Source organism: Micromonospora sp. CA-259024, from assembly GCF_050936255.1.
Classification (GTDB): domain Bacteria; phylum Actinomycetota; class Actinomycetes; order Mycobacteriales; family Micromonosporaceae; genus Micromonospora.
On record NZ_JBNJND010000001.1, the window covers coordinates 286,895 to 302,402 of the forward strand.

Consider the following 15,508-nt stretch of genomic DNA (forward strand, 5'->3'; position numbering starts at 1 on the left):
GGCGGGTCCCGAGGTAAGCTAACCGGAGGCAGGCCTCCGGGATTCCGGAGGGGTGCCTCCACTAAGCTAGCGGAGGGGTGCCTCCGGATGCAACCAGGGTGAGGTGACGCACGTCATGACCAGCGCGGGGCAGGCGCCCGAAGTCTTCGCGCAGCGGCCCAAGCGGGCCGATGCGCGGCGCAACTATGACGCCCTGATTGCCGCGGCTCGCGACGCGTTCGCCGAGAACGGCGCCGCCGCCTCCCTGGAGGACGTGGCCCGGCGGGCCGGGGTGGGCATCGGCACCCTCTACCGCAACTTCCCCAGCCGGCGGCACCTGTTCGAGGCCGTGTACGTCGAGGAGGTCCGGGCGCTGAGCCGCACCGCAGAGGACCTGGCCGAGTTGCCTCCGTGGGACGCCCTCGTCGCCTGGCTGCACCGGTTCGTCGCGTACGTCGCCACCAAGCGGGCGCTCGCCGAGCAGTTGCTGCACGACTCCGAGATCTTCCAGAGCTGCCGGACGGAGATCTACGCCGCCGGTGAGCCGCTGATGCGCCGCGCCACGTCCGCCGGCGTGGTCCGCGACGACATCGGCTTCGACGACGTGGTGCGGCTGATCAGCGGCCTCACCATGGCCCAGTTCCCGTCACCCGAGCAGCGTGACCGGGTGCTCGGGGTGGCTCTGGACGGGCTGCGACCGCAGACCGCGTCGCGCTGACACGGCGTCAGCGGTCGACCAGCAGCAACCACTCGTCGTCGAGCTGTTCGATCAGCGTGCCCGCCGGCCAGCGGTGACCAGGATCGACCACCGCCCGGGCCTGCTCGACCTGCGGTGGCCGGCTGAACTGTGCGTCGCGGAAGCTGGCCATGCTGTGGAACCGGGCCCGGCCGAAGTTCGCGGCGTCGGTGAACCGGGCACCGTCGAACAACGCCTCCGCGCCGAACACTGTCCAGCGGAACAGCGCCATGTTGGTGAAACGGACGGAGTGAAAGCCGGCCGACCGACCGAACTCGGTGTGCTCCATCGATAGTGCGCCGTCGAAGACGGCCTCCCGGAACGTGGTGGCGTCCTCGAAGCGGGTCGCGTCGAAGCTGGTCGGCTGACCGAAGGTCGCTCGGCGGAATGAGGTCAGGCCGGCGAAGCGGGATCGCCGGCAGGACAGGCCGTCGGTGAACACGGCCCCGTCGAAGCTGGCCAGCCCGCCGACGCGAACGCCGTCCAGCATGACCTCGCCGTCGGCGGCGAGGCCCTCGAAGACCACGTCGTCGAAGGTCGCCGCCCCGAGCAGGAGACGGCCCCGCGCCGTCGCGCCCGCGAAGGTGGTCGTGCCGGTGAACGCCGTCGCCGTGAAGTTCGCGTCGACGAGTGTGCAGCCGGCGGCATCGAAGTCGACCAACCGGGCACCGGCCAGGTCGAGCGTCTGCTCCGGCCAGTAGGCCGCGTCGTCCGCGCGCAGGTGTCGGGTGAGCATGCGCTGCGCGGTGCGCCGGACCTCCGTCTCGCGCGACTCGCCGTCGGGCGCCGGCATCCGCAGGTACGCGCAGAGCACCGCCGCGATCGTCGGGCGCTGCCCCGGATTGTCCTGGCCGAGGCGCTCCAGGGCGTGCAGGCCACCGAGGCGTACCGCCGCGCTGTCGTTGCCGAGCAACTCGACCGCCCGGGTGTAGAGCTCGGTCAGCCGACGCTCCGCCGCGTCGTGCTCGACGGCTCCGGACTGCCGATCCTGGTGACGCTGCGCGGCCTCGGCCACCGACTCGGCGTGCGCCTGCACCCGGTCACGGTGTGCCTGCTCCCGTGCGGCGACGATCTCCTGGTGCCGCTGCGCGCGCTCGGTGATCCACTGCCGGCGGGCGGCCAGCAGCAGCGCCAGCCCTCCGCCGGTGCCGGCGACAACCGTCAGGCCGGTGCGGATCGCGTCGATGCGCAGGGTGGCGCGGGTGTCCGGCTGGCTGGCTCGATCGGCCTCGCTGAGCAGCAGATCCAGCACCAGCCAGCCCAGGGCGGCGGCGACCAGCAGGCCGACCAGGACCAGCCACCACGGCATCACCCGCAGTTGCTGCTCGGTGGGTTTGTCGACAGCCACGGCCACAGCATGCCAGCCACCACAGGTGTCCGATATGGAGCACGGCGGTATGCCCGTTTACACCGTCGCCGGGACAACGGGTTACCGGCGCGTAACAAGTCATTGACGTTTCTAAATTGTTGCGGGCATCATCGTCGCACGGTCGACCGGACACCCCCACCCACCCGCCCGGTTCGCCGGGTGCCTCCCCCCGGAGGTGCAGCCATGCTGCTCCGAAAGACCGCCCTCGTCCTGGCTCTCGCCACCGCCGCCCTGCTCGCGTCCACCGCCACGGCGACTGCCGCCCCCGCCGATCCCAGCCCGGCCACCGCCGCCCCCACAGTCGCCGCTGCCGCCGCCAACCCGGTGATCGTGGTCGGCGGGCTCAGCGGCATCGCCGTCGCGTACGAGCCGATCGCCGCCCGGCTGCGCGCCGACGGCTACCGCACCTTCATCTACCAACTTCCCGGGCTGGGTCTCGGCGACATCCCCACCTCGGCCCGCGCCTTCGCCACCTACGTCAACCAGGTGCGCGCCAGCACCGGCGCGGCCACCGTGGACGTCGTCGCGCACTCCGAGGGCGGCTTGGTCGCCCGCTACTACCTCAAGCGGCTCGGCGGTACCGCCACCGTCGGCCGGTACGTCAGCCTGGGTTCGCCGCAGTACGGCACCTACGTGGCCAACATCCTGGCGTTCCTCGGCCTGGGTAGCTGCGCCGGCATCGTGGCCTGCCAACAGATGACCATCGGCTCGGCGTTCCTCGCCGACCTCAACGCGGGCGACGACACCCCCGGCGCGGTGCGGTACACCACCATCCGCACGCTGCAGGACGAGCTGGTCCGACCGACCGGGAACGCCGCCGTCAACGACGGCGCGACCAACGTGCTGATCCAGGCCTACTGTCCGCTGCGGGTGGTGGGGCACCTCGGCCTGGTGCTCGACGGTACGACGTACACCATCGTGCGCGGCGCCCTGGTCGACGGCCCGGTGCGACCCAACTGCATCGCGCTCTGACCCGGTCCGGGGAGGTGGTCCCGGACACCGACCACCTCCCCGGCCCGCGGCGGTGAGTGTCGGTTGGGCGACGTTCCAACGAAACGGTATGGCAGACATCAGACGTGCTCGATAGCCTGCTCCGGCTGTCCATTCCCGACAGTGGACGCGACCCCGCGAAGGAGCAGCGCGCATGACCGAGCCGCACACCGTGGCGCCGGAGAGCACCCCGCCGACCGTGCCGCAGCTCGACGTCCGGGCCGCCGAGCCGCCGGCAGCCGACCCGCCGCCGGCCACCGGTGGGTTCGCCGACCGGCCACCCGGCTACCCCAGCGCGCTGATCTGGCTGCGCGCCGGGATCCTGCGGGACTGGCGGGGCGTGCTCGGCGCCTTCGTCGCCACCTGGTTCTACCTGCCGATCGCCCTGCTGCTGGCGTTCTGGGGTGGCCTCAGCTTCGCCGTCGTCGGCCTCTTCGCCGGCGGGTTCGGCGCCGACGACCAGGTGCCCCAGGTGCTGCGCGACGCTCCGCTGATCGGCCCGTTGCTGGAGGCGTTCCTGACCCGCTCCGGCGGGGTGCTCGGCGGTGTGGTCGGCTTCGTCGTCGGGTTCCTGGTCGGCTTCCTGACCGTGCTGGTGCTGCCCTGGCTGGGCACGGCCGACGAACCACTCGCGCTGGTCACCGGTCTCGTCGGGACGGTCGTCGCGGCGGCGCTGATCGGAGTGCTCTACACGCTCTACCGGGTGCTGCTCGAACCGCGCCTGCTGGTGGTATCCGGCGCGCGCCAGCCTAGCCGCCGAGAGGACGCGCGGTTGCGCCCCGTGCTGGACGACTGCGCCCGACGGCTCGGCCTGCCCAGCGTGCCACGGCTCCTCATGGAGGACGACCCCGTCCTGAGCAACGCCCGGACGTACGCCCGGCACGTGGTGGTCACCACCGCCGTGCTGACCGAACCGGAGGACGAGATCGCCGCGCTGCTCAGCCACGAGCTGGTGCACTGGCGTACCGGGGACGAGATCACCAGCGCCTTCGTCCGCGGTGTCGGCCTGCCGCTGACCCTCGCGCACGCTCTGCCGACCTGGCTGATGCGGACGTTCCCGCACCCGGCCACCAACCTCGTGGTCTTCCTGTTCTTCTGGCCGGTGCTGCTCACCATGCGGTACGTGGTGCTGCCGCTGCACGCCCGCGACGTGCGCGCGGCGGAGTACCGGGCCGACCTCGGCACCGTGCTCACCGGGCACGTCGACGGTATGCGGCGCATCCTGGAGCGGCGGCTGTCGTTCGAGAGTGGCCGCAGCGGCTGGGACGAGGCGGTCTGCGCCACCCACCCGCCGCACGAACTCCGACTCGACGCGCTGGAGCGCGCGGCGGTGGCCGAGGTGCCCGCCGGGGTGAGCGAGACGACCCCCGTCACCGCCGAGCGGCTGTTCGGCGGCTCTGGCCCGGTCGGCACCCGCCGCACCCGGCTGCTGGTCGGCGCCCTCGTGCTGGCGGCCTGCGTCGGCACCGGCGGGCTCGGCGTGGTGCAGTGGGCGTTCTTCCGCCCCCAGGCGGCGGTCGACGGATACTTTTCCGCGCTCGCCGACCGGGACAGCGACCCCGCGCTCGACTTCCTGGCTGATCAGAGCAGCGTGACTGATCGCAAGCTGCTCGCCCAACTGCTGCGCGGCAAGGGCTACCAACCGCCGACCGACGTCGAGATCAGCTCGTTGGAGCGCGACGGCGACAGCGCCACCGCGACGGTGGCGTACCGGCTGGCCGGCGAGCGACACACCGCCCGTGTCACCCTGCGCCGCGACGACGACGCCACCGCCGGGCTGTTTCATGGCTGGCAGCTGAGCGGCGGGCTGATCCCGGTGGACGCCCCGGTCGCCGGCCCCGGGGTGCGGCTCAACGGGGTGGCACTGCCGGTCGCCACCGAGGGTCCTTCGCTGGTGCTGCTGCCCGGCGGCTACACCGCGACCGGCCCGTCCAGTGCGCTCAGCGAGACGCCGACCGAGACCGTGACGATCGGCCCGGGGCAGAGTGCGGCCACCCTGCAACTGCTTCCGGTGCTCAAGCCGGCGGCGGTCCAGGCCGTCGAGGCCCGCGTGCGCGCCTGGTTGGACGAGTGCGCCAAGCAGACGGTCGCCGCACCGCCGGGCTGCCCGTTCCGCTACTACGGCGGCACCGCGCAGAAGGTCACCTGGAAGATCCTCGAGTACCCGCGGCTCGCCGTCGAGCTGACCAGCCCGGACACCGCCCAGGTCGCCACTCCGTACGAGACCCAGGGCAGGGTTCAGGTCAGCGGGACCACCACGTACTTCGGCACCAGCTCACCGTTCACGGATGAGGACGCGTTCACCGTCGCGGGCATCGCCACCGCCGACGGCGACGGCGTCGCCTTCCGACCCACCGCCAACTGACCGGGAGAAACCGTGACCGACAGCGACGCCGCAGCCCGGCTGCCCGTCCGGCTGACCATCAACCCCCGGCAGCGGCAGCCTCCGGCGGTCGAGCTGCTGGCCTGGATCCACCGCCGCCCGGAGTACCGGCCGGTGGTCCGCCAGGCCGGCGGTGGCGGCGGGGGACGGCCGGGCTTCAGCGACGCGGTGATCATCGCGGTGCTGGCCCAGGCGCTGCTTCCGGGGCTGTTCAACCTGTTGCAGTCCTGGGTCGACCAGCAGCGCACCGAGGCCAGCATCCGGATCCAGGCCGGCGACACCGAGGTGGAACTCCAGGTGACCGGGCGTACCGACTCGGCCCGCCTGCTGGCGCAGGCGACCGAGGCGCTGCGGGTCGCGCGGGAGCCCGGCCCGGACGCCGCCGACTGAACCGACGGCGCCCGGACCGGCGGGTCAGCTCGCCTTGGCGAGCGCCTCGAACTCGTCGTCGGTGAGCCGCACATCGGCCGCGCCCACGTTCTCCTCCAGGTGCGCCACCGACGACGTGCCGGGGATCGGCAGCATCACCGGCGAGCGGCGCAGCAGCCAGGCCAGCGCGAGCTGCGCGGGCGACGCGCCGTGCGCGGTGGAGATGGCGTCCAGCGGCCCGCCCGGGCGGGCCAGCTCACCGGTGGCGATCGGGAACCACGGGATGAACGCGAGGTCGTTGCGCTCGCAGTACTCCAGCACGTCCTCGGCGCTGCGGTTGGCGAGGTTGTACAGGTTCTGCACGGACGCGATCGTGGTGATCGCGCGGGACTCCTCGATCTGCGCGACGCTCACCTCGGACAGCCCGATGTGCTGGATCTTGCCCTCCTGCTGCAACAGCGCCAGCTCGCCCAGCTGATCGGCGAGCGGCACCTTCGGGTCGATCCGGTGCAGCTGGTACAGCGGGATGCTGTCCAGACCGAGGTGGCGCAGGCTCAGCTCACACTGCTGGCGCAGGTACTCCGGGCGGCCCACCGGACGCCAGTCGCCGGGGCCGGAGCGGCTCAGCCCGGCCTTCGTCGCGATGACCAGGTCCTCGGCGTACGGGTGCAGGGCCTCGCGGATCAGCAACTCCGAGACGAACGGCCCGTACGAGTCGGCGGTGTCGATGAACGTCACGCCCAGCTCGATCGCCCGGCGCAGCACCCGGACCGCCTCGGCCGGGTCCTTCGGGTCGCCCCACACGCCCGGGCCGGTGATCTGCATCGCCCCGTAGCCGAGCCGGTTGACGGTGACGTCGCCACCGATCCGGTACGTGCCGGACGCCTTCGCGGGCTGCTCACTGATATTGGTCGCCATTGCCCGATCCCCAATCGTCTCGTTGTGCCGGGCGTGGAAAACCCACCCACCACCCGGTAGATCATCCCCCGGAACTCGCCCGTCATACCGCTGGTCGGCCGACTGTGTGCGCGGACACGTCACCGGACCGCCGGGGGCAGTTGCCCGCAAGCGCCCGGTGGAGGGCGGTCGTACGTGCGACGCTGGCGGGGCCGGTGCGTTCCGGCGCCACGGCGGAGGGAGCACCCATGGCGGGAGTGCCGCAGGTCAACTTCGCGCTCGACACGTACGAGTGCATCGTGATCTATCCCGGCGCGGCCGGACGGGCCCTGCCCGCCGAAACCGTGCAGCGGTTGCAGGCGGAGCACGGCGAGCACATGCAGGCGTTGCAGCGACGCGGCATCATCCTGGTCGCCGGTTCGGTGGACGGCCCCGCGCGCAACCCGGATCCGCCGATCGGCTTCGGGTTGGCCCGCACCGGCAGCGTCGACGACGTCCGCAGCGTGCTGGAGGCCGACCCGGCGGTGCAGGCGGGGCTCTACCGGGTGGACGTGCTGACCTTCCTCTGCCCGGCCGGCTCCCTGGAGTTTCCGCTGGTCAAGACCCAGAGCTGAGCGGCATAGATCGGCGGCTGTCGTGATGACGACGGCGCTCGGCGGCGTGCCGGTGCTACGGTCGCGCCCAGCGAGGGCCGCCGCCGGGGCGCACCCGGCGCCATCGGTCGGCCCCGGTCGAGGAGTCGCCATGATCTCCGCCGCCACCCCCGATGTCGCCACGGCCGTCGCCCGGCTGCGCGCCCTGCTCGGCGACCGGCTCCACGAGCCGGGCGATCCCGCCTACGTCACCACCACCCGGCTCTGGAACGGCGCGGTGGAGCGCGCGCCCGCACTTGTCGCGCAATGCCTGGACGACGACGAGGTCGCCGCCGCGGTCCGGATCGCCGCCCGGTGTCACCTGCCGCTGTCGGTCCGCTCCGGAGGGCACGACTGGGCCGGCCGGGCGCTGCGCGACGGTGGTCTGGTGCTCGACCTGACCGCTCTGCGCGCCGTCCGGGTGGACCCGGACGCGGCCACGGTGACCATCGGCGGTGGCACCACGGCCGCCGAGATGCTCGCCGCCGCCCGCCCGTACGACCTGGTGGTGCCCACCGGCACGGTCGGCGACGTGGGCATGGCCGGGCTCACCCTCGCCGGCGGGTACGGCCCGCTGTGCGGCCGGTTCGGTCTGTCCCTGGACAACCTGCTCGGCGCGGAGGTGGTCCTCGCCGACGGCCGCCGGGTCACCGCCGATCCGCGGCACGACGCCGAGCTGTACTGGGCGTTGCGCGGTGGCGGCGGCAACGTCGGCGTGGTCACCGAGCTGCGTTACCGCGCGCACCGGCTGTCCGGCGTGCTGGCCGGCATGATCATGTTCGCGCTGGCCGAGGCGCCGGCCGTGCTGCGCGGCTACGGCGCGCTGGTCGCCGAGGCCCCGGACGAGCTGACCGTGATGGCGGGCTTCCTGCCCGGCCCGGGCGGCGAGCCGGTGATCTTCATCTGCCCGTTCTACAGCGGCCCGGACCTGGGCGCCGGGCTGCCGTGGATGGACCGGCTGCGCGCGCTGGGCACGCCGCTGGTCGACCAGATCGGCCCGATGCCGTACGCGGACGCGCTGCGGATGTTCGACGGCGGGATGGTCGACGGCAACCACTACCTGCTGCGTACCCGCTGGCTGCCCGCTCTCACCGGCGGCGCGGTGGACACGCTCGTCGACGCGGCCCGGCAGGTCAGCTCGCCGTTCTCCGCGGTGGCCGTGCACCACTTCCACGGTGCGGCCACCCGGGTCCGGCTCGCCGACACGGCGTTCGGCCTGCGCACCGACCATTTGCTGACCGAGATCATCGCGGTCTGGGCGCCGGGGGAGGAGGCCGGGCCGCACCGCGAGTGGGCCGAGCGCACCTCGGCGGCACTCGCCCCGCGCGCCCTGCCCGGTGGCTACCCGAACCTGCTCGCCCCGGAGGAGACCGACCGGGTCCGGCTCGCCTACGGCGCGAACTGGGCGCGGCTGCGCCGGGCCAAGCGGCGCTACGACCCCCGTGACCTGCTCACCGCGGTGCCCACCCTGCCGCCGTCGGAGCACTGATGGTGAGCCGCCGCCGGGAGCACCCCGACAGCGCGTGCCAACGGAGGCGTACGATTCCCGGCGCGCGGTCGCTGACGCCCGTCGCCACAACGTTCCCGGTGCGGTTCCGCCCGCCGGCCCGACGCGCACCGCGCGTCGTTGGACAAAAGTTCCACTGCCTGCAAGGGGTCGGCCCCGAGTCCGACCTGAAGGAGAGACTAGCCTGATGGGCGTGACACGCCGCGCGAAGATCGTCTGCACTCTTGGTCCCGCCACCTCGTCCCCGGAGCGCATCCGGGGTCTCGTCGAGGCTGGCATGAACGTGGCGAGGCTCAACTTCAGCCACGGCAGCCACGCCGACCACGAGGCGGTCTACCGAATGGTCCGGGAGGCGTCCGAGGCGGCAGGCAAGCCGGTGGCCGTCCTCGCCGACCTGCAGGGCCCCAAGATCCGACTCGGCCGGTTCGCCGACGGTCCCCACGAGTGGCGCACCGGCGACTCGGTCGTGATCACCGGCGACGACATCGTCGGCAGCAAGGATCGGGTCTCCTGCACGTACCGCAAGCTGCCGCAGGAGGTGAAGCCCGGCGACCGGCTGCTGATCGACGACGGTCGGGTCGCCGTCGAGGTCACCGACGTCATCGGCAACGACATCCGCTGCCTGGTCACCGAGGGCGGCCCGGTCTCCAACAACAAGGGCGTCTCGCTGCCCAACGTGGCGGTCAGCGTGCCCGCCATGTCGGAGAAGGACGCCGAGGATCTGCGCTTCTCCCTGGGCCTCGGCGTCGACATGGTCGCGCTGTCCTTCGTCCGCTCGGCCGACGACATCAAGCTCGTGCACAACATCATGGCCGAGGAGGGCGTGTTCCGGCCGGTGCTGGCCAAGGTTGAGAAGCCGGAGGCGGTGGAGCACCTGGAGGCCATCGTGCTGGCCTTCGACGGCGTCATGGTCGCCCGCGGCGACCTCGGTGTCGAGATGCCGCTGGACGAGGTCCCGCTGGTGCAGAAGCGCGCCGTGCAGCTGTGCCGGGAGAACGCCAAGCCGGTCATCGTGGCCACCCAGATGCTCGACTCGATGATCGAGAACTCCCGCCCCACCCGGGCGGAGGCCTCCGACGTCGCCAACGCGGTGCTCGACGGCGCCGACGCGGTGATGCTCTCCGGCGAGACCAGCGTCGGCAAGTACCCGGTGTTGACCGTCAGCACCATGGCCAAGATCGTGACGACCACCGAGTCCGGCTCGATCGGGGTGCCCCGGCTGCAGCACGACCCGCGTACCCACGGTGGCGCGCTCACCGTGGCCGCCTCGTCGATCGCCCGGGCCATCAACGCCAAGGCGCTGGTCGCCTTCTCCCAGACCGGTGACACCGTCCGGCGGCTGTCCCGCCTGCACTGTGACCTGCCGCTGCTGGCCTTCACCCCGGTCCCCGAGGTGCGCGACCAGCTCGCCCTGACCTGGGGGGTGGAGACGTTCCTGATGCCGTTCGTGCAGCACACCGACGACATGTTCCGCCAGGTCGACCAGGCGCTGCTCGGCCTCAACCGGGCCAACCCGGGCGACTACGTGGTGATCGTGGCGGGCAGCCCGCCCGGCACCCCCGGCTCGACCAACACCCTGCGTGTGCACCAGCTCGGCTCGCTGGTCGACGCGGCGTCGGCGCGGGCGCTGCAGTGAGCGACGGTCGGGTCGCGGTCGGCCAGGCGGCGGTGGACCAACTGCTGGAAGTGCTGGACCTCGATCCGACCGGAGAGATGACCTTCCGGGGGATGAGCCCCCCGGTCGGTCCACAGCGGGTGTACGGCGGCCAGGTCGCCGGCCAGGCCCTGGTCGCCGCCGGCCGCACGGTCGACCCGGAGCGGTTCGTGCACTCGCTGCACGGCTACTTCGTCCGCCCCGGTGACCCGGTCGAGCCGATCGAGTACCAGGTGGAGAACATCCGCGACGGCCGGTCCTTCTCGGTCCGCCGCGCGGTTGCCCTCCAGCACGACAAGCCGATCTTCTTCATGTCGGCGTCGTTCCAGCGGGCCGAGGAGGGTCTGGACCATCAGGCCCCGGCCCCGCTGGAGGTGCCCCCGCCGCAGGACGTGCCGACCATGACGGACCGGCTCTCCCGTTACCCGGAGCGGCTGGGCATCTGGGGTCAGATCCCGCGCCCGATCGACGTGCGCTACGTCGGCGAGCCCGGCTGGGTCCGTCCCGGCGACCGTCCCGCCGACCCGCACCAGCGGGTCTGGATGCGCATCGACGGCAAGCTGCCGGACGATCCGCTGCTGCACGCCTGCGCGCTCACCTACGCCTCGGACCTCACCCTGCTGGACTCGGTGCTCTCCGTGCACGGCGAGGTGTGGGGGCCGGGCGGGGTGGTCGGGGCGAGCCTGGACCACGCGCTGTGGTTCCACCGGCCGTTCCGTGCCGACGAGTGGTTCCTCTACGACTGCTGGAGCCCGTCGGCGTCGGGCGCGCGGGGGCTGGCCACCGGCCGGATGTTCACCACGGAGGGCCGGCAGATCGCCAGCGCCGTCCAGGAGGGTCTGCTGCGCCGCGTCGGTGCCTGAGCGCTGTCGATCATCCCCGCCAGGGACGCACCCGCACCGGAGGCGTCGTGGCGGGGATGAGGCGGGTCAGGCCTGGTAGATGGCCTCGCCGGCGATTTCGATCTGCACCGTCTTTCCGACCAGGACCCCGCCGCTTTCGAGGGCGACATTCCAGAGCAGGCCGTAGTCCTCGCGGTTGATGTCGGCCGTCGCGCTGAATCCGAAGATGTTCTGCCCGTACGGATCACGGCGAGCGCCACCGAAATTCACCTCCAGGTCGACGGCGCGGGTGATTCCCTTCACGGTCAACTCACCGGTGAGCACGAATCGTCCGGGTGTGCCGTCGGACTGGGGCGGGATAATGTGACTCCGGCCTCGTCCACCGAGCCGATGGTTGCGCAGACGTGCCCACTGGAAGATGGGGTCCTCGTTGCCCTGCCATTTGATGCCGGTGCTTCGATATTCGAGGGTGGGGTAGCGCTCCACGTCGAGGAAGTCGGCACTCTTCAGATGCGTGTCCCGGTCGACGCTCCCGGTGCTGATGCTCGCCGACACGATGGTCGCCGTCGCCGAGGAGAGCAGCGGGTCCTCCGCCACGTAGATCTGCGCCGTGGCCTCGGCGAACTCGCCGCGCACCGGGCTCACCATCATGTGCCGGGACAGGAAACCGATCCGCTTGTGCGCCTGATCGAGAAGATAGGTGCCGGCGACCGGGATGGTCATGCCATCCCAGGTGCGTGTGGCGATATCGGTCATCGTGTTGCCTTCCCCCCGAACGAACCCGGGTGTTTATCAATATGTCGCTGGAGGCCGCGCGAACGGTCAGACATTCGTACCCCCGCCCAGCATAAGGACGCTTCAGAACGGCTTTTCGGCCCCCACCGAACGGTGGATCATGACGTACTTCACCGGTCCTCGACGACTGTCGGAACGGGCGCGAATGGCGCCGTTCTCATCGATGCTTGGCCGATCAGCCGAGGGTCGCCCGTCCGGCTGGTCGACCAGCGGCTAACCTTGCCGACATGCGTCTCTCCGCCCGGGTCGACTATGCCCTCCGCGCGGCCGCCGAGCTTGCCGCGACGGCCAGCGGCCCCGGGCGCGGTCGGCCGGTCACGGCCGACCAGATCGCCCGCGCTCAGGAGATTCCGCCGAAATTCCTGGAGAGCATCCTGCTTCAGCTGCGCCGGGGCGGCATCGTGCACGCCCAACGTGGCCCGGAGGGTGGTTACTGGCTGGCCCGCCCCGCCGAGGAGATCTCCCTCGCCGAGGTGATCCGGGTGATCGATGGGCCGCTCGCCCACGTCCGCGGGCAGCGCCCCGAGCAGCTCGGCTACCACGGCCCGGCACGCGCGCTCCAGGAGGTCTGGATCGCGCTGCGGGCGAGTGAGCGGGAGATCCTGGAGCTGGTCAGCGTCGCCGACGTGGCGGCGGGCACCCTGCCCGCGCGGATCACCGAGCTGGTCGCCGATCCGCGCGCCTGGATCTGAGCGCTGTCCCGCTCGCGGGGCCCCGCGTCCCAGTCACCGATCAGGGGCTTGACCCCGGCTGCCCCGTGCCGCATTGTCGACCAAGTCGATAGGAGAAGCCGCAAAGTCAGGGGGCGCTCGTGCGCAAGCTGCTGGTCCTCGCTCTGGTGGGGCTCGCCGCACAGTTGGTCGACGGTTCACTCGGCATGGCGTACGGGCTGACCTCGTCCACTCTGCTGCTGGTCGCCGGGGTGGCCCCGGCCGCCGCCTCGGCCTCGGTGCACCTGGCCGAGATCGGCACCACGCTCGCCGCCGGGGTCGCGCACTGGCGGTTCGGCAACGTCGACTGGCGGGTGGTGTCCCGCATCGCCCTGCCCGGCGCGATCGGCGCCTTCGCCGGCGCCACCCTGCTCAGTTCGATCTCCACCGAGGCGGCCGCGCCGTGGATGGCCGGCATCCTCTTCACGCTCGGCGCGTACCTGCTGATCCGTTTCGCCCGACCGCTGCGCACCGATCGGGCCGGCGGGCGGCTGCGCGGTCGCTTCCTCGGGCCGCTGGGCCTGGTCGCCGGCTTCGTCGACGCCACCGGCGGTGGCGGGTGGGGCCCGGTGGCCACTCCGGCCCTGCTGGTCTCCGGCCGCCTGGAGCCGCGCAAGGTGATCGGCTCGGTGGACACCTCCGAGTTCGTGGTGGCCGCTGCGGCCAGCGTCGGTTTCCTGATCGGGCTGGGCAGCGAGGGGTTCCTGCTGCCCACGGTCGCCGCGCTGTTGATCGGCGGGCTCATCGCCGCCCCGCTGGCTGCCTGGCTGGTGCGTATCGTGCCCGCCCAACTGCTCGGCGCGGCGATCGGCGGCGTGATCGTCCTGACCAACGCCCGCACCCTGATCCGCGCCGCCGAACTGGACGGCCCGTTCCGTCCCGCCGTGTACGCCCTGCTGGCCGCCGGTTGGTTGGCCGCTCTGGTGCTGGCCGTGCGGGCGCTGCGCCGTACCCGCCAGGCCCGCGCCACCGCCGCCGAAGCCGCGAGCACTTCCCCCGCCGCCCCCGACGTTGCTCGTGCCGGCGCCCCTGCCGGCGCGGTCTCTGCCGAGCTGGCCGAAACGGTTACGCCCACGTCACGCTGAACCCCGCGCCGCCGGCGCGGCGCGAGGGGCGCAGGGGAGCGTGTTAGGGGGTTGGCAGGTCGTCGGCCGCGCCGGACAGTAGTGCCCACGCCTCGTCGACGTGTGTTTCGGTGCTCTGCGGTGAGCCGATCGCCAACCGCAGGGTGTACCGGCCGGCGACCCGGGTGTGCGTCAGGTGCACCCGCCCGGTGCCGTTCACCCGGGCCAGCAAGGCCGCGTTGGCGTCGTCGTCGGCGCGTAGTCGGAAGCAGACCAGCGAGAACGGGTGCGCCGCCGCCAGTTCGAACCGGTCGTCGGAGCGGACCCGCTCGGCGAACCGGGCGGCCAGCGCCACCCCGGACCGAATGTGGGCCCGCAACCCCTCGGCGCCGTACCAGCGCAGCACGAACCACAGTTTCAGGGCCCGGAACCGCCGGCCCAGCGGCACCTGCCAGTCCCGGTAGTCGATCACCGCGCCGGACTCGGAGGCCGCGTTACGCAGGAACTCCGGCAGTACGGTCAGCGCCTCGATCAGCTCAGCCCGGTCGGCCACCCAGAACGCGTCGCAGTCGAAGCCGGTGAGCAGCCACTTGTGCGGGTCGAAGCAGTACGAGTCGGCGTACTCCAGCCCGGCGTGTGACCACCGCAGCTCCGGGCAGACGGCGGCGGCGCCCGCGTACGCGGCGTCCACGTGCAGCCAGATCCCGTACTGCGCGCAGATCGCCCCGATCTCCGGCAAGGGGTCGATGGCGGTGGTGGAGGTGGTGCCGATGGTCGCCACCACGATGGCGGGAACGTCCCCGGCAGCCAGGTCGGCCTCGATCGCCGCGCGCAGCGCGGCCGGCAGGAGCGCCTGGGTGTCTGGATCCACCTCGATCGCGCGGACCCCGGTGCTGCCCAACCCGGCGATCCGGACGGCCTTCTCGATGGACGAGTGCCCGTGGGTGGAGGTGTACGCACGGTAGCGCCGGTCGATGCCGGTGTCGCGCCAGCGACCCCCGCTGGCCCGGTGCAGCGCGGCCAGGGTGGCTACCAGAGTCGCCGAGGAGGCCGAGTCCTGGATGACTCCGCCGCCGGTGCCGGTCGAGCGGAACCGCTGCGGCAGGTCCAGCAGTTGGGCCAGCCAGTCCATCATCACCGTTTCCAGCTCGGTGCAGGCGGGGCTGGCGGCCCAGAGCATGCCCTGGACGCCGAGCCCGGAGCTGACCAGGTCGCCGAGCACGCTCGGGCCGGAGGTGTTGGCCGGGAAGTAACCGAAGAAGCTTGGGTGCTGCCAATGGGTCAGCCCCGGTACGACGATCGAGTCCAGGTCGGCGAGGACCGCCTCGACCGGTTCTCCGCCGGCGGTGGGCGGCGCGGCGGGGAGAGCGGCGGCCACCGTTCCCGGTGGGTCGGCGGGGGCGACCGGTCGTTGCCCCACCGTCGTCCAGTAGTCGGCGATCCAGTCGACGACGGCGTGGCCGGCCCGGCGGAACTCGGCAGGGTCCATGTGGGGAGCGCTCACCCGAACGAGTTGATCAGGCATCGATCGGCGAGGCAAGACCGGCCGCGGTCGTCGCCCGGCCGAAATCATGCAACGGT

14 protein-coding genes are annotated in these 15,508 nt (G+C 72.2%); 10 read left to right on the forward strand and 4 right to left on the reverse strand.

The genetic code is table 11. From position 1 onward, the window contains the following. Positions 1 to 115 precede the first annotated feature (115 nt). Positions 116 to 697: a TetR/AcrR family transcriptional regulator gene (locus ACQEUX_RS01340; RefSeq protein WP_433039906.1), complete on the forward strand. Its 582-nt coding sequence runs from the start codon at positions 116 to 118 to the stop codon at positions 695 to 697. Between the two features lie 7 nt (positions 698 to 704). Here the strand turns inward: ACQEUX_RS01340 and ACQEUX_RS01345 are convergent, their stop codons facing one another. Further along, the gene (locus ACQEUX_RS01345) at positions 705 to 2,063 is read right to left on the reverse strand and encodes a pentapeptide repeat-containing protein (RefSeq protein ID WP_433039908.1); all 1,359 of its coding nucleotides are present in this window, start codon (positions 2,061 to 2,063) and stop codon (positions 705 to 707) included. 204 nt (positions 2,064 to 2,267) lie between these two features. On the opposite strand from ACQEUX_RS01345, the gene ACQEUX_RS01350 reads away from it, so the two are divergent. From ACQEUX_RS01350 to ACQEUX_RS01360, 3 genes are all read left to right on the forward strand, one after another. Beyond that, the gene (locus tag ACQEUX_RS01350) at positions 2,268 to 3,056 is read left to right on the forward strand and encodes an esterase/lipase family protein (RefSeq protein WP_433039910.1); all 789 of its coding nucleotides are present in this window, start codon (positions 2,268 to 2,270) and stop codon (positions 3,054 to 3,056) included. Positions 3,057 to 3,228: 172 nt separating this feature from the next. Then, positions 3,229 to 5,439 carry a M48 family metalloprotease gene (locus ACQEUX_RS01355; RefSeq protein WP_433039912.1) on the forward strand — a complete coding sequence of 737 codons (2,211 nt, stop codon included), beginning with the start codon at positions 3,229 to 3,231 and terminating at the stop codon, positions 5,437 to 5,439. A gap of 12 nt (positions 5,440 to 5,451) precedes the next feature. Further along, on the forward strand, positions 5,452 to 5,847 hold the full coding sequence (locus tag ACQEUX_RS01360) for an effector-associated constant component EACC1 (protein WP_433039914.1): 396 nt from the start codon (positions 5,452 to 5,454) through the stop codon (positions 5,845 to 5,847). Positions 5,848 to 5,871: 24 nt separating this feature from the next. Here the strand turns inward: ACQEUX_RS01360 and ACQEUX_RS01365 are convergent, their stop codons facing one another. Beyond that, positions 5,872 to 6,744: an aldo/keto reductase gene (locus ACQEUX_RS01365; protein ID WP_433039916.1), complete on the reverse strand. Its 873-nt coding sequence runs from the start codon at positions 6,742 to 6,744 to the stop codon at positions 5,872 to 5,874. Between the two features lie 227 nt (positions 6,745 to 6,971). Here ACQEUX_RS01365 and ACQEUX_RS01370 point away from each other — a divergent pair, with 227 nt between their 5' ends. The 4 genes from ACQEUX_RS01370 to ACQEUX_RS01385 all read left to right on the forward strand — a co-directional run bounded on the left by ACQEUX_RS01370 (position 6,972) and on the right by ACQEUX_RS01385 (position 11,379). Beyond that, on the forward strand, positions 6,972 to 7,337 hold the full coding sequence (locus tag ACQEUX_RS01370) for a YciI family protein (RefSeq protein WP_433039918.1): 366 nt from the start codon (positions 6,972 to 6,974) through the stop codon (positions 7,335 to 7,337). A gap of 130 nt (positions 7,338 to 7,467) precedes the next feature. After that, the gene (locus ACQEUX_RS01375) at positions 7,468 to 8,844 is read left to right on the forward strand and encodes an FAD-binding oxidoreductase (RefSeq protein WP_433039920.1); all 1,377 of its coding nucleotides are present in this window, start codon (positions 7,468 to 7,470) and stop codon (positions 8,842 to 8,844) included. A 205-nt stretch (positions 8,845 to 9,049) separates the two neighbouring features. Beyond that, positions 9,050 to 10,498 (forward strand): pyruvate kinase, encoded by a 1,449-nt coding sequence (gene pyk / locus ACQEUX_RS01380; protein WP_433039922.1) that lies wholly within the window; start codon positions 9,050 to 9,052, stop codon positions 10,496 to 10,498. Next, on the forward strand, positions 10,495 to 11,379 hold the full coding sequence (locus ACQEUX_RS01385) for an acyl-CoA thioesterase (RefSeq protein WP_433039924.1): 885 nt from the start codon (positions 10,495 to 10,497) through the stop codon (positions 11,377 to 11,379). The genes pyk and ACQEUX_RS01385 overlap by 4 nt, the downstream gene beginning before the upstream one ends. 66 nt (positions 11,380 to 11,445) lie before the next feature. On the opposite strand, the gene ACQEUX_RS01390 is transcribed toward ACQEUX_RS01385, so the two are convergent. Continuing rightward, a complete protein-coding gene (locus ACQEUX_RS01390; RefSeq protein WP_433039926.1) occupies positions 11,446 to 12,114 on the reverse strand; it encodes a YceI family protein in 669 nt (222 codons plus the stop codon). Positions 12,115 to 12,380: 266 nt separating this feature from the next. Between ACQEUX_RS01390 and ACQEUX_RS01395 the strand changes: the two genes are divergently transcribed. Further along, positions 12,381 to 12,845 carry an RrF2 family transcriptional regulator gene (locus ACQEUX_RS01395; RefSeq protein WP_357410768.1) on the forward strand — a complete coding sequence of 155 codons (465 nt, stop codon included), beginning with the start codon at positions 12,381 to 12,383 and terminating at the stop codon, positions 12,843 to 12,845. 119 nt (positions 12,846 to 12,964) lie between these two features. Further along, positions 12,965 to 13,948, forward strand: coding sequence for a sulfite exporter TauE/SafE family protein (locus ACQEUX_RS01400; RefSeq protein ID WP_433039929.1), 984 nt, complete (start codon positions 12,965 to 12,967; stop codon positions 13,946 to 13,948). A 43-nt stretch (positions 13,949 to 13,991) separates the two neighbouring features. Here the strand turns inward: ACQEUX_RS01400 and ACQEUX_RS01405 are convergent, their stop codons facing one another. Then, positions 13,992 to 15,431 carry a pyridoxal-dependent decarboxylase gene (locus ACQEUX_RS01405; protein WP_433039931.1) on the reverse strand — a complete coding sequence of 480 codons (1,440 nt, stop codon included), beginning with the start codon at positions 15,429 to 15,431 and terminating at the stop codon, positions 13,992 to 13,994. Positions 15,432 to 15,508 lie beyond the last annotated feature (77 nt).

Bases quoted from the DNA above. Each gene is read 5' to 3' on its own strand.
- ACQEUX_RS01370 (WP_433039918.1), top strand. From the start codon at position 6,972: ATGGCGGGAGTGCCGCAGGTCAACTTCGCGCTCGACACGTACGAGTGC.
- ACQEUX_RS01350 (WP_433039910.1), top strand. From the start codon at position 2,268: ATGCTGCTCCGAAAGACCGCCCTCGTCCTGGCTCTCGCCACCGCCGCC.
- pyk (WP_433039922.1), top strand. From the start codon at position 9,050: ATGGGCGTGACACGCCGCGCGAAGATCGTCTGCACTCTTGGTCCCGCC.
- ACQEUX_RS01375 (WP_433039920.1), top strand. From the start codon at position 7,468: ATGATCTCCGCCGCCACCCCCGATGTCGCCACGGCCGTCGCCCGGCTG.
- ACQEUX_RS01355 (WP_433039912.1), top strand. From the start codon at position 3,229: ATGACCGAGCCGCACACCGTGGCGCCGGAGAGCACCCCGCCGACCGTG.
- ACQEUX_RS01395 (WP_357410768.1), top strand. From the start codon at position 12,381: ATGCGTCTCTCCGCCCGGGTCGACTATGCCCTCCGCGCGGCCGCCGAG.
- ACQEUX_RS01365 (WP_433039916.1), bottom strand. From the start codon at position 6,744: ATGGCGACCAATATCAGTGAGCAGCCCGCGAAGGCGTCCGGCACGTAC.
- ACQEUX_RS01390 (WP_433039926.1), bottom strand. From the start codon at position 12,114: ATGACCGATATCGCCACACGCACCTGGGATGGCATGACCATCCCGGTC.
- ACQEUX_RS01340 (WP_433039906.1), top strand. From the start codon at position 116: ATGACCAGCGCGGGGCAGGCGCCCGAAGTCTTCGCGCAGCGGCCCAAG.